Origin of the sequence: Paenarthrobacter sp. NPDC091711 (assembly GCF_044756605.1) — a bacterium.
GTDB lineage: Bacteria > Actinomycetota > Actinomycetes > Actinomycetales > Micrococcaceae > Arthrobacter.
This window is the reverse complement of record NZ_JBIVTF010000006.1, coordinates 123,312-136,076: the sequence shown is the minus strand read 5'-3', so window position 1 is coordinate 136,076 and position 12,765 is coordinate 123,312. Positions and strand designations below refer to the sequence as shown.

At 62.0% G+C, this 12,765-nt stretch carries 11 protein-coding genes and 1 pseudogene; 6 read left to right on the top strand and 6 right to left on the bottom strand.

The annotated features are described in order from the left end of the window. Window positions 1-75 precede the first annotated feature (75 nt). Complete coding sequence (locus tag ACIQH5_RS11730; protein WP_062067972.1) at window positions 76-504, bottom strand: OsmC family protein; 429 nt, start codon at window positions 502-504, stop codon at window positions 76-78. A gap of 133 nt (window positions 505-637) precedes the next feature. Here ACIQH5_RS11730 and ACIQH5_RS11725 point away from each other — a divergent pair, with 133 nt between their 5' ends. Then, window positions 638-790, top strand: coding sequence for a hypothetical protein (locus ACIQH5_RS11725; protein ID WP_400403320.1), 153 nt, complete (start codon window positions 638-640; stop codon window positions 788-790). A gap of 18 nt (window positions 791-808) precedes the next feature. Further along, window positions 809-1,021, top strand: a pseudogene (locus tag ACIQH5_RS11720) (VOC family protein); the annotation flags it as partial. Window positions 1,022-1,061: 40 nt separating this feature from the next. On the opposite strand, the gene ACIQH5_RS11715 reads toward ACIQH5_RS11720, so the two are convergent. From ACIQH5_RS11715 to ACIQH5_RS11700, 4 genes are all read right to left on the bottom strand, one after another. Beyond that, entirely contained in the window at window positions 1,062-1,415 is a 354-nt protein-coding gene (locus ACIQH5_RS11715; RefSeq protein ID WP_024820506.1) for a hypothetical protein, read from the bottom strand. A 149-nt stretch (window positions 1,416-1,564) separates the two neighbouring features. Then, window positions 1,565-3,328 carry a 2-oxoglutarate dehydrogenase, E2 component, dihydrolipoamide succinyltransferase gene (sucB, locus tag ACIQH5_RS11710; RefSeq protein WP_400403317.1) on the bottom strand — a complete coding sequence of 588 codons (1,764 nt, stop codon included), beginning with the start codon at window positions 3,326-3,328 and terminating at the stop codon, window positions 1,565-1,567. 111 nt (window positions 3,329-3,439) lie between these two features. Continuing rightward, window positions 3,440-4,822 (bottom strand): dihydrolipoyl dehydrogenase, encoded by a 1,383-nt coding sequence (gene lpdA, locus ACIQH5_RS11705; RefSeq protein ID WP_026005508.1) that lies wholly within the window; start codon window positions 4,820-4,822, stop codon window positions 3,440-3,442. Between the two features lie 295 nt (window positions 4,823-5,117). Continuing rightward, window positions 5,118-6,641, bottom strand: a complete 1,524-nt coding sequence (locus ACIQH5_RS11700; protein ID WP_400403314.1) for a leucyl aminopeptidase — start codon at window positions 6,639-6,641, stop codon at window positions 5,118-5,120. Between the two features lie 333 nt (window positions 6,642-6,974). Here ACIQH5_RS11700 and ACIQH5_RS11695 point away from each other — a divergent pair, with 333 nt between their 5' ends. The 4 genes from ACIQH5_RS11695 (at window position 6,975) to ACIQH5_RS11680 (ending at window position 12,219) form a co-directional block, all read left to right on the top strand. Beyond that, window positions 6,975-7,913 carry a proteasome assembly chaperone family protein gene (locus tag ACIQH5_RS11695; protein WP_105690861.1) on the top strand — a complete coding sequence of 313 codons (939 nt, stop codon included), beginning with the start codon at window positions 6,975-6,977 and terminating at the stop codon, window positions 7,911-7,913. Between the two features lie 35 nt (window positions 7,914-7,948). Continuing rightward, the gene (locus ACIQH5_RS11690) at window positions 7,949-9,304 is read left to right on the top strand and encodes a nitrate/nitrite transporter (RefSeq protein WP_400403312.1); all 1,356 of its coding nucleotides are present in this window, start codon (window positions 7,949-7,951) and stop codon (window positions 9,302-9,304) included. Window positions 9,305-9,409: 105 nt separating this feature from the next. Then, on the top strand, window positions 9,410-10,669 hold the full coding sequence (locus tag ACIQH5_RS11685) for a DUF4192 domain-containing protein (protein ID WP_400403310.1): 1,260 nt from the start codon (window positions 9,410-9,412) through the stop codon (window positions 10,667-10,669). A gap of 245 nt (window positions 10,670-10,914) precedes the next feature. Next, window positions 10,915-12,219 carry an RNA polymerase sigma factor gene (locus ACIQH5_RS11680; protein WP_400403308.1) on the top strand — a complete coding sequence of 435 codons (1,305 nt, stop codon included), beginning with the start codon at window positions 10,915-10,917 and terminating at the stop codon, window positions 12,217-12,219. A 187-nt stretch (window positions 12,220-12,406) separates the two neighbouring features. Here the strand turns inward: ACIQH5_RS11680 and ACIQH5_RS11675 are convergent, their stop codons facing one another. Beyond that, window positions 12,407-12,628 (bottom strand): hypothetical protein, encoded by a 222-nt coding sequence (locus tag ACIQH5_RS11675; protein WP_024820514.1) that lies wholly within the window; start codon window positions 12,626-12,628, stop codon window positions 12,407-12,409. Between the last annotated feature and the right edge of the window lie 137 nt (window positions 12,629-12,765).

Sequence of the window (12,765 nt, the reverse complement as noted above, 5' to 3'; positions counted from 1 at the left end):
CACTTCCCTGAGGGAGTGTCGGGGCTCTTTCCATGGTTCCAGGGCGGTGATGTTCAGCCCTGTGTAATGCTGATGCTAGGCCGAGAGGGTGGCATCCAAGGTGATCTCGATGCTCGCCAGAGCGCCGGAAACCGGGCAACCGGTCTTGGCGTCTTCGGAGATGCGGCGGAAATCTTCCTCGGACAGGCCCGGAACCTTCGCGGTCATGGTCAAGTGGCTGCCGGTGATGCCCGTACCGGGAACGAAGGTGACGTCAGCTTTGGTGTTGACTTCCTCCGCGGTGAATCCTTCGCCTGCCAGGGCATGGCTGAACGCCATGGAGAAGCAGGCGGAGTGGGCAGCGGCGATCAGTTCTTCGGGGCTGGTCTTGCCGCCGGACTGCTCGGTGCGTGCCTTCCAGGTGACATCGAACGTGCCCAGTCCTGAGCTGTCCAGCGTTGTGTTGCCGGCGCCCTCGATCAGGTTGCCGTTCCAAACCGTGTGTGCGGTGCGTGTTGCTGCCATGTCCACTCCTTGGGATCGTTGTGAGTCGGCAACCAGCCTTCGGCAGGTGCCACCGGGATCAATCCTATGGATTTGCCCGCCGGACCGCACGGCCATTCCGCTGACGGTGGATTGTGACCCCTAGACTGGCGCCATGGATATCGAAGAACCCGCACAGTCCGGGCACAACAGCGGCCCCAGAATCGCGTCCATCATGGTCAACGCCGTAGATGCCGTCCGCTTGTCATCATTTTGGTCGGAGCTGCTGGACATGCCCGTGTCAGCGGAACACGAAGGTTTCATCTGACTACGGCCAGCTGAACCTGGTTTCCCGCAACTGGCATTCCAACAAGTCGCAGCACCCACAGAGGGGCGGCGCCGCCTGCATTTGGACCTTCACGACGCCGACCCCTCAGCGCTGCGGCGCAAAGCTGAGACTTTGGGGGCTACTTTTGTTGAGGAGCACGACATAGGACATTTTCGCTGGGATGTTATGCAGGATCCCGAGGGTAACGAGTTCTGTATAGCCCAGGACTAGCCGTCCTGCAGGCCAGGACTAGCCGTCCTGCAGGCCGGGACTAGTTCCAGAGGGTGGCGATGGCGATGTTGACCAACGCCAGGCCACCTACGCCGTGGGCCAGCCCGGTGGAAACAGGCTCGCCGTTCTTCACCTTCCGTGAGCCGATAACAGCGAGAACAGCGACAGCCACCCCAATGGCGAACTTAACACCCAGCTTGAAGTAGTTGGGATCGGCGTCCGGCAGCAACGGGAATAAGCCCATCATGGCGATGCCTGTCAGGAGCTGAAGGAAGGCGCCGTCGCGCTGGCGGGGGTGGACGGTTGGCGTCTTGAGGGTGGCGATCCAGTAGCCCACAATCATGGCTGCGCCGACGATGTGCAAGAACACCAGAATGTTGAAGAGAATACTCATGGACCCAGCTTATCCAGTTGGTTCTACGTCCCGTAGCAAAGCCACGCGGATGCCTGGGGCAGGCGGGTACTAACGCAGAAGGGCAGGTTACCGGTATCCGGTAACCTGCCCTTCTGGTTCAGCAAGCTGTGCTGAGTGGCGCCTGGGTCCTAGAGGCCGAGGTCTGCTTCGAAAGCACCTTCTTCAAGGCGGGCCTTGAGGGTCTGCAGGAAGCGTCCGGCGTCCGCACCGTCAACAAGTCGGTGATCGTACGTCAGGGACAGGTACATCATGGAACGGATGGCAATCGAGTCGTCGCCATTCTCGTCGGCAACCACCACTGCGCGCTTGACGATCGCGCCGGTTCCGAGGATGCCCACCTGAGGCTGGTTGATGATCGGAGTGTCAAACAGTGCGCCAACAGAACCGATGTTGGTAATGCTGAAGGTGCCACCGGAAAGCTCGTCGGGGCCGATCTTGCCGTCGCGGGTGCGGCCTGCCACATCGGCGATCTTGCTGGCCAGGCCGGCGAGGTTCAGGTTGCCGGCGTCGGAAATGACGGGAACCAAAAGGCCCTTGTCAGTGTCAACTGCGATCGCCAGGTGCTCGGCGTTGTGGTACGTGATTTCCTGCTTCGACTCATCGTAGGCAGCGTTCAGCTTGGGATGCTGCTTCAGGGCCTCGGCTACAGCCTTGGCGATGAATGGCAGGAACGTCAGCTTGACGCCATTCTGGGCCTGGAAGGAGTTCTTGGCCTTGAGGCGGAGCTTGGCGATCTTGGTCATGTCGACCTCGTGCACCTGGGTCAGCTGAGTGGAGACCTCAAGGGACTCGCGCATGCGGCGGGCAATAACCTGGCGGATACGCGGGGCCTTCTCGGTGGTGCCTCGCAGGGAGGACGCCACCACGGGGGCAGCGGCCTTGGCGGCCGGAGCTGCTGCGGCCGGAGCAGCAGCAGGGGCAGCGGCTGCCTGCTTGGCTTCAGCGGCAGCCAAAACATCCTGCTTGCGGATGCGGCCACCGACGCCGGTGCCGGAAACCGAAGCGATGTCTACGCCGTGCTGGTTGGCAAGCTTGCGAACCAGGGGAGTGACATAACCGGATTCCGAAGAACCTTCAGCCGCCGGAGCAGCTGCGGGAGCCGGAGCGGCGGCAGGTGCGGGAGCGGGGGCCGCGGCAGGTGCGGGAGCGGGGGCCGCGGCAGGTGCCGGAGCGGCTGCGGGAGCCGGAGCGGCTGCGGGAGCCGGAGCGGCCGCAGGTGCCGGAGCGGCAGCGGGTGCCTCGGCTGCAGGAGCGGCTGCCGGGGCAGCTGCACCGGAACCGATGACGGCCAGGACGGAGCCAACCTCAGCGGTCTCGTCCTCGCTGACTCGGATTTCCTGCAGCGTGCCCGCTACCGGGGACGGAATCTCGGTGTCAACCTTGTCGGTGGAAACCTCCAGAAGCGGCTCGTCAACCTCAACGGTGTCGCCTACGGCCTTGAGCCAGCGAGTGACAGTACCTTCGGTGACGCTTTCGCCCAGTGCAGGGAGCGTTACTTCATGGCCTTCGCCACCGGAAGCGGCGGGGGCCTCAGGGGCAGGCGCTTCTTCAGCTGCGGGCGCAGCAGGAGCTTCTGCAGGGGCAGCCTGCTCGGCGGGAGCAGCGGATGCTTCCTCAGCCGGTGCGGCTTCGGCAGCCGGAGCGGCGGAGCCGGAGCCGTCACCGATGCGGACCAAGGGGGCGCCAACTTCAGCCGTCTCGTCTTCAGCGACGAGGATTTCTTCGATGACGCCAGAGATCGGAGAAGGGATTTCGGTGTCTACTTTGTCGGTTGAAACCTCGAGCAACGGCTCGTCGATCTCCACCCGGTCACCAACCTGCTTGAGCCAGCGGGTGACGGTTCCTTCGGTGACACTCTCACCGAGGGCGGGCAAGTTAACGGATTCAGACATGTCGTCCCCGTTCTCCTTATTGATCTTTGTGCGGATGAATTCTGCTGGTCCGGGTCAGGTGCATGCGGCATATAGCGCCGCATGCACCTGACCCGTGGGTCTTGGTAAGACTTAGCCGTGGAGAGCTTTGCCCGCGAGGGCAAGGTGGGCTTCGCCCAGGCTTTCGTTCTGGGTGGGGTGGGCGTGGACCAGCTGGGCCACGTCCTCCGGGTAGGCTTCCCAGTTCACGATCAGTTGGGCTTCGCCGATCTGCTCGCCCATGCGGGAGCCGATCATGTGGATGCCCACTACGGGGCCGTCCTTCTGGCGGACGAGCTTAACGATGCCGCCGGTGCCAAGGATTGAGCTCTTGCCGTTACCGGCAAGGTTGTACTCCTGGGTCTGCACCTGGTCGTCGCCGAACTTCTCCTTGGCGGCCTTCTCGGTGTAACCGACTGTGGCGATTTCAGGCTCGCAGTAGGTGACCTTGGGGATGTTGATGTCCTCAACGATTGCCGGGTTCAGGCCGGCGATTTCCTCGGCGACGAAGATGCCCTGCTGGTAGCCACGGTGCGCGAGCTGAACACCGGGGACGATGTCGCCAACGGCGTAGATGTTGCCGACACCGGTGTGGAGGCGTTCGTTGGTGATGACGAAGCCGCGGTCGATGGTGATGCCGGCTTCTTCGTAGCCGAGGTTGGCGGTCACGGGACCACGGCCAACGGCAACCAGGAGGAGGTCGGCTTCGAACGTCTGGCCGTCCACCAAGGTGACCTTGACGCCGTCGTCGTTCTGCTCAACACCCTGGAAGAAGATGCCGGTGGTGAACTTGATGCCGCGCTTCTTGAAAGCACGCTCAAGGTTCTTGACGATCGAGGCGTCCTCGTTGGGGACCAAGGAGGGGAGGCCTTCAATGATGGTGACGTCCACGCCGAAGGACTTCCACACGGAAGCGAACTCGACACCGATGACGCCGCCGCCCAGGACAATGGCGCTCTTGGGGATGTAGTCCATGGTGAGGGCCTGGTCAGAGGTGATGACCTTGCCGCCGATTTCAAGGCCGGGCAGTGAACGGGAGTACGAGCCGGTGGCCAGGACGATGTTCTTGCCCGTGTAGGAGGTGCCGTTCACGACCACGGTGTTGTTGCCCTGGAGCTTGCCTTCACCCTCGATGACGGTGATGCCCTTGGACTTGATAAGTCCCTGGAGGCCCTTGAACTTACCGGCAATGATGCCGTCCTTGTACGCGTTCACGGCCGACATGTCGATGCTGTCGAGCGTGACGTTCACGCCGTATTTGGCGGAATCGCGTGCATGGTCGGCCAGTTCAGCCGAGTGCAGGAGTGCCTTGGTGGGGATGCAACCGTTGTGCAGACAGGTTCCACCGAGCTTTGCCTTTTCCACAAGGCCAACGGTGAACCCAAGCTGAACGGCCCGCAGGGCAGTGGCGTAGCCGCCGCTGCCGCCACCGAGTACCAGGATGTCGAATTCTTGCGCAGTTGCCTGATCGGCCACTAAAACGCTCCCTCGCGTGAATGATGACACGGGACTGCGTGCCATCTGGTCTTTGGAACTTGTTCTGCCGTGATTATGCCAGCACCTAAGTTCTCTTGCATTTGTGACTATCGAGTTCACCTTAGCGAACCACCTACCCATGCTCCACCCTCTGCGGGCGTTTTGGGGAGCGCTTGTGTCGAGACTCACGTTCACTTGTGACACAGCGCTACACCCCGCATAATTCCGGGGTTGTGCAGGCCCTCGCCGGGGATCCGGCAGGGGCCTGCGCAACCCGGAAGGGCAAGGTGGTGCGTCAGGCGGAGACTGCCAGGAGATCCTCGGCGTAGGCAAGCAGTGTGCGGACAGTGCATCCGGTACCCTGCTTGGGCGTGTAGCCATACGGTGCGCCGTTGTTGAACGACGGTCCGGCGATGTCCACGTGGGCCCACGGGATCTGCTGGCCGGCGTCGTTCTTGCCCACGAATTCGCGCAGGAAGACCGCTGCGGTCATCATGCCACCGTTGCGCTCTCCGATGTTTGCAAGGTCAGCCACCTGCGAATCCAGGCTCGGACGGAGTTCTTCCGGCAGCGGCATCGGCCAGACCAGTTCGCCTGCCCTGTCAGCCGCCGACTTCAGTGCTGCAGTGACGGAATCGGATCCCATGACCCCGGCAGTGCGCAGACCCAGGGCGATCAGCTGAGCACCTGTCAGCGTTGCGACATCAATGATGGCGTCCGGCTTCTCCATGCTGGCAGCGACGATGCCGTCGGCCATGACCAGCCGGCCTTCAGCGTCCGTGTTCAAAACCTCCACAGTCTTGCCGCCGTAAATGGTGAAGACGTCAGCAGGCCGGGCTGCGGCGCCTGAAGGCATGTTTTCCGCAATGCAGAGCCATGCGGTCGCCTTGAGGGGCAGGCCGAGCGAGGCGATGGCCAGGACAGTGTTAAGTACGACGGCGGCACCGGCCATGTCGCTCTTCATGTCGCCCATGCCGAGGGCCGGCTTAATGGAAATGCCGCCGGTGTCGAACGTGATGCCCTTGCCGACCAGGGCAATCTTCTTTGTAGCCTTTGCGGGGGCGTATTCGACCTTAACCAGGCGCGGCTGGCGCGTGGAGCCCTTGCCGACGCCGAGAATACCCCCGAAGCCTTCCTTTTCAAGACGCTTTTCATCCCAGACGGTGATCTTGACCGGAAGGCCCTTGGCCAGCTCCTTTGCGGATTCCGCGAAGGACTCCGGGTACAGGTGGCTCGGGGGCTCGTTGACCAGAGTGCGGGTTGAGTTGACGGCACGGGCGAGCACAATTGCCCGATCCAGTGCGGGCTGGGCAGACTTGGCGTCGATATCCGAGAAGATCAGGGCCTTGGCCACGGGTGCCTTCAGCCCATCCTTGCTGGAACGGTGCTCCGTGTAGGCGTACGCGCCCAACGCGGCTCCTTCGGCGACAGCGGTGACATCCGCCAGGGTCGCCGTCGGGAACGCCAAGGTGACCGAAGCGGTGCCGGCCAGCTGGCGTACGGCGGATCCCGCGGCGCGCCGCAGGGCTTCCTCGCCAAGGCTTCCGTCATCGGAAAGCTTTCCTACTCCGGCGAGGACGAGAATCCCTGAGCCTGTCTCCGGCAAGCCGGGAAGCCGGTGCGCCTGGTCGGGAGCGCCGGTGATCCCCAAGAGCTTCAGTGACCCCGCAACGGACTCGGCGGCCTTCGCGCTCAGCGGGTTGGACAGCAGTACCGGCCCGTCCGCGCCTTGGGCAACGCCAATCACGAGTGCGTCGCTGGGGGACTTTTTCAGGTCCTTGGCGATGATTCCCAGGATGATGTCAGTAGTCTTGACCACGAGGATGTGTCCTCACTTCTCTCTGCATTGCATGGCGGGGCCGCATGTTTGGCGGCCCGCCCCGGTACGCGCCCGACGTCCCTTGCGACGGCGGCCTTGGTCTTCAGGTCCAGCGTCGCAAAGCGCGCCGACCCTTTTTCGATCGTAGTCTCTAGAGTGCTGCGAACAGCAATTAAATGAGAGCTGCCGCACATCCGGGGCAGGAATGCCCGTTGGACGTGCAGCGTTGTATCGATTAGTAGAGTCCCGCAGCCAGGTGTTGGCGCCTTTTGGTGCCAGGTTGCCGGCGCCCCGGGACCTTCCCGAACTTTGTCATTGCGAAAGGAACACGCCGTGTTTGAACGGATATCCGGCTCCCTCCTGGACCCTGAATCGCTGTACGCCCGGAACATCGAGACCTTCCACAGCCCCGAGCTGCGTGGATTGAACATGGTCATGGGATTCACGGGCTTTGCCGATGCCGGTCAGGTAGTCCGGCAGATCAACGCGGAACTGTTGGACGAACTGGACGCTGAGGTGGTGGCCATGTTCGATGCCGACCAACTCATCGACTACCGCTCAAGGCGGCCCCACATCAGCTTTGTGGAGGACCACCTGCAGGACTACCAAGCGCCAAAACTGGGCCTGTACAAGCTCAATGACGGCCTCGGCCAACCGTTTCTGCTCCTTGCCGGCTTCGAGCCCGATCTGCAATGGGAGCGTTTCTCGCGGGCCGTGGTTGGAATCGTGGAGGAACTGGACGTCAACCTGGTGACCTGGATTCATTCAATCCCCATGCCCGTCCCGCACACGCGGCCTGTTGGGGTCACGGTTCATGGCAACATGCCCGAGCTCATTGCGGGGATTTCGAGCTGGAAGCCCACCGTTGATGTGCCCGCCGCCATCGGACACATCCTTGAACTGCGGCTCACCGAAGCCGAACGCAACGTGGCCGGGTATGTCATCCATGTCCCGCATTACCTCTCCGAAGCCGAGTATCCGCCAGCGGCCGTAGCCGGTTTGGAATACCTGGGGGCGGCAACGTCCCTCATGCTGCCCACGGACAGGCTGCGGGAAGCCGGCCGTGAAGTGGGCCGACAGATTGCCGAGCAGATCGAGGCGTCTGAGGAAGTACAGGCAGTAGTGACAAATTTGGAGACGCGCTACGACGAGAAATCCGAAGGTGTTGTCCGCCGCTCGCTGCTGGCTGATGAGAACGATGAACTGCCCAATGCAGAAGATATTGGAGCCGCCGTCGAGGCCTATCTGGCACGTAAAGACTCGCCTCAATAAATCAGCTTTGAGTCGCCGGCAGGCATAATTGGGGGGTGAATGCTCCCCGCGCCTGGCTCATCTGGACGATCGGCGTATTCGCCTACCTGGTGGCAGTGGCGCAGAGAACCTCTTTTGGCGTTGCAGGTTTGGAGGCTACGGACAGGTTCCATGCCAGTGCCTCTGCCATCTCTTTTTTCACGGTGCTTCAACTTCTGGTGTACGCAGGGTTACAGATCCCCGTGGGCGTCCTGGTGGACAGGTTTGGCTCGCGGGCCATGATTGCCGGCGGTGCCGTGCTCATGGGATTGGGACAGTTGCAGTTGGCCTTCGCGGACAGTGTTCCCGGTGGCGTCCTGGGCCGGGTCCTGGTGGGCGCAGGGGATGCGATGACCTTTATTTCGGTGATCCGCCTGGTCCCTTTGTGGTTCGCTCCTGCCAAGGTTCCGCTGGTCACCCAGCTGACCGGTATGTGTGGCCAACTTGGTCAGCTCTTCAGTGTTGTTCCGTTCGCGCTGCTTCTCCACTCGGCCGGATGGACGCCCGCTTTCCTGACCCTGGCAGCGATGTCCGTGCTGGCAGTGGTGCTGGTACTGGCAGTGCTTCGCGATGCTCCACCCGGGCACCCGCCCCGGGAAACCGGCCAAGGCCTCCGTGCCACCGGCGTTTCCCTGTCCCGCGCGTGGAAACAACCCGGGACCCGGCTGGGACTCTGGAGCCACTTCACCGTTCAATTCAGTGGCAACCTTTTCGCGATGACTTGGGGGTATCCCTTCCTGTTGTCTGCCCAAGGACTTGATGCCGGAACCGTCTCCGGCCTCATGGCGCTGTTCGTGGCCACCGCGATAGTTGCCGGGCCAGGGTTCGGACGGTTCGTTTCCAAACATCCCATGCGGCGGTCCGCCATGGTTCTGCTGATTGCCTTGGCGACAACCATGGCTTGGGCTGCTGTGCTCATTCTTCCCGAGCGCGCCCCGCTGTGGCTCCTGGTTATTTTGGTGGTGGTGCTGGCTGTGGGCGGGCCCGGATCCATGATCGGATTCGACTTTGCCCGAACCTTCAATCCCTCGCACCGGATCGGCACAGCCACCGGTATTGTCAACGTCGGCGGTTTCATTGCTGCCCTCGTGGCCATCTACCTCATCGGACTGGTACTGGACCTCCTGTACGCCAGCGGTTTCTCCGGCGGAGATCTCTACGGTCTCGCGCCGTTCCGTATTGCCCTCAGTGTCCAGTTCGTACTGCTGGCCCTTGGTACGGTGCTCATCCTGGTGACGCGGCGGAAGGTTCGCCGCCAAATGGCATCCCAAGGGATTCACGTGCAGCCGCTCCTGGCCGCCCTCGCCAGGCAGCGCCGGGAACGGATCGAGCGACGACGTGCCGCACGCCCCGTGTCTCAGGACGAGCAGTAGTACCAGCCCTCTGCTGATTTTCCGCGGCAGCTTTTCCGCTGCAGCTTTTCCACATAGGCATGATGGTCACTGTCTCCTCCGGATGGAGTTGCGCAGGGTGGAACCATGACTTCCAACAGAACGCTCAGCATCCACCAGCCCGAAGACATTCTTGCTTACATTCCCCACATGTTGGGTTACTGGCCCGAGGACAGTCTTGTAGCGATCACCATGCAAGGGAAAACCCTTGGTGCCACGCTGCGCGTGGACCTGCCACACCTTGCTTCACTTGAGGCCCGTGCAGGTTTTGCGGACCAGATCCGGAGCTTCCTGATTGCTGATGAGGACGCCAACGGCGTTGTGCTCGCGGTCTACACCGACTCCGGGTGGGAGGACGGCAACGTGGTCCGGCAGGCAATTCCGCTGCTCAACGCCCTGCAGCTGAGTCTGGACGAGGTTGACTTATCTGTCCGCGACGCTTGGTTGGTTGGCTCCGAGTACTGGCGTAGCGCTTACTGCACAGATCTCCAATGTTGCCCGATTCCGGGATTGCCTGTTGAACGCATCAAGAACAGCAGGCTCAGCGCAGAGTTGGTGTACAGGGGGAGTTCCATAGGGCCGTCACCCAGGAGCGCGCTCGGAAAACCCCGGCTTGCCAGCCCCGGGGCCCTTGATCCTTTGGTTTTGGCAGCTGAGTCGCGCTACGGCAAGCAAATTCTCGGTCGATGGCGGAGCGAGCGTTGCTTGGACGCCATCCTTGCTGTGTGGCACCACGTGCTGAATCGGGTGGAAGCGGGCCACCCCTTGCAGCCCGGCGCGGATGCTCGCATCATGGGCTTCCTCAGGACAACCCTCAGGGTCCCTGCCTGGCGGGACGCTGTGGTGGTCATGGCAGCAGCCGGCGTGGACTCTGCGAGGTACGGGGCTTCAGCGTTCGGACTGTTCGTTGACGACGACGATGACGGCGACACGCCGTTCGACCCACAAGAACTCGGAGTAGAAGGGCCGGTTCCCGCCGCCGCCAAAGTACCGCCTGAACGAAATACTGACGGAGACGTGTTCACGTACGGTGACGTCCTGCTTGGGATGCAGCCGGATATGCCTTGCTGGAGAACTCTGGATGCACTGCAAACGGTCCTTGCCGGGTTATGCGTCGATGGCGAATCCGGCGTCGTGCCGGCAGCGGCACTGACGCTGCAGGGCTGGATTGCCTGGTGCAAGGGGCGCGGATCCATTGCCCACGCATGCCTCAGCGGGGCGGAGGCTGCCCAACCGGGCTACCGCCTTGCCGAGCTGCTCATGGATGTCCTGGGCCGGGGGACCATTTGCGCGTGGGCGCGAAGTTCCAGCACTGCCTGGCGCGGATACAAGGACACGGTCGCGTAGGGGTTTGGGCATTCATCAGGCATATGTTTCGCAAAACCGTGAGACAATGGATGCCGAGACCCGGTTGGGTCCGCGTTCGAATGCCTGAATTGTCCCCTTCGCCGGGAACAATACAGTGTCGTCGAGAGTTCTCTATAGAGACTCTGCAGACGGCGATCGCATTTGAAATTGATCGCGGACTTGACAGGGTCATAGTGGTGTTGCCCGTATGGTGATTCCACAGACCGCCGCTAGAAAGGTTTTCTGTGACTCCGTCTTCCGTCGAGAAGGAACCCGCCGCCCAGGCCGAATTGTCCGCTGAGGAAAAGAAGGCGGCAACATCGGCCAAGCGCGCAGCGACACGTGCTGCCAACAAGGCCTCAGAGGGCGACTCTGACAAGCCGGCACCCAAGAAGCGCGGACCCAAGCCCGGTGCGAAGGCCGCCGCTGAAGCCGCTAACAAGTCTTCAGGCTCCGACGCTGAGGACTCCAGCGAGGATGAAGACTTTGATCCCGCAGCTGCCGAGGAAGTCGAAGTCGGAGACGACGAGGACGGCGCCACGGCCACCAAAGACAAGGCTGCGCCTTCCGGTTCGGGTTTCGTTTACTCGGATGCCGACGACGACGACGCTCCTGTCCAGCAGGTCATGTCTGCAGGCGCTACAGCCGACCCCGTCAAGGACTACCTCAAGCAGATCGGCAAGGTTGCTCTGCTCAACGCAGAGCAGGAAGTTGATCTCGCGCTTCGGATTGAGGCCGGCCTCTTTGCTGAGGAAAAGATCAACGCTGACGACGGATCCATGGATCCCAAGCTCAAGCGTGAGCTTGAATTCGTCATTCACGATGGCAAGCGCGCCAAGAACCACCTGCTGGAAGCCAACCTTCGCCTCGTCGTCTCCTTGGCCAAGCGCTACACCGGCCGTGGCATGCTCTTCCTGGACCTGATCCAGGAAGGCAACCTGGGCCTTATCCGCGCCGTAGAGAAGTTCGACTACACCAAGGGCTTCAAGTTCTCCACCTACGCAACGTGGTGGATCCGCCAGGCAATTACCCGCGCCATGGCAGACCAGGCCCGCACTATCCGTATTCCGGTGCACATGGTGGAAGTCATCAACAAGCTGGCCCGCGTACAGCGCCAAATGCTGCAGGACCTCGGCCGCGAACCGACGCCTGAGGAGCTGGCACTCGAACTGGACATGACGCCTGAGAAGGTTGTTGAGGTCCAGAAGTACGGGCGCGAGCCGATTTCACTGCACACCCCGCTGGGTGAAGACGGTGACTCGGAGTTCGGTGACCTGATTGAGGACTCGGAGGCTGTTGTTCCGGCCGACGCCGTCAGCTTCACGCTCCTGCAGGAGCAGCTGCATTCCGTTTTGGACACACTGTCCGAGCGTGAGGCCGGAGTCGTGGCGATGCGCTTCGGTCTGACCGACGGACAGCCGAAGACTTTAGACGAAATCGGCAAGGTCTACGGCGTCACGCGTGAGCGCATTCGTCAGATCGAAAGCAAGACCATGTCCAAGCTGCGGCACCCGTCCCGCTCGCAGGTCCTGCGGGACTACTTGGACTAAACAAGCAGAGTCATGGGAAGTGGCCCGGCCGGATCTCCGGCCGGGCCACTTTCTTGAGCGCAAACAGTTGAGAATCTGGAGCGAAAGCAGTTACAGGCAACTCAGCCAGTTATACGCAACAAGGCCCCTCCCTGGTGGGAGGAGCCTTGTCATGTAGTCACCGCGGGTTTCGGGTGAGCCGGGTTGCCTAGTCGACGGGGACGGGAGCCTTCTCGGTGAGGCGCTCGGTCTCATCGTGCCAGTCGGAAGTCATGGGCCGAAGCGTGGCTTCAACTGCGCGGGCGTGGTGGCCGCAGAAGAGCAGCTCACCGCCGGAGGACTCGAGTACAACGCGGACGTACGCTTGGGCTCCGCAACGGTCACAGCGATCAGCTGCGTTCAGCGTGCGGTCTGCAACTGCTGTTGTCATGTCGGCCTCCTTAGTAGTTCTGTACATCCATATAACCAGCATTCGACGCAGATCCATGGCAAGGATGGGTCACTTTCGCTGTCCGCGTATCACATGTGCGTAACGTAACCGGGAAGGCTGCGCCCGCTGTGGAGTGG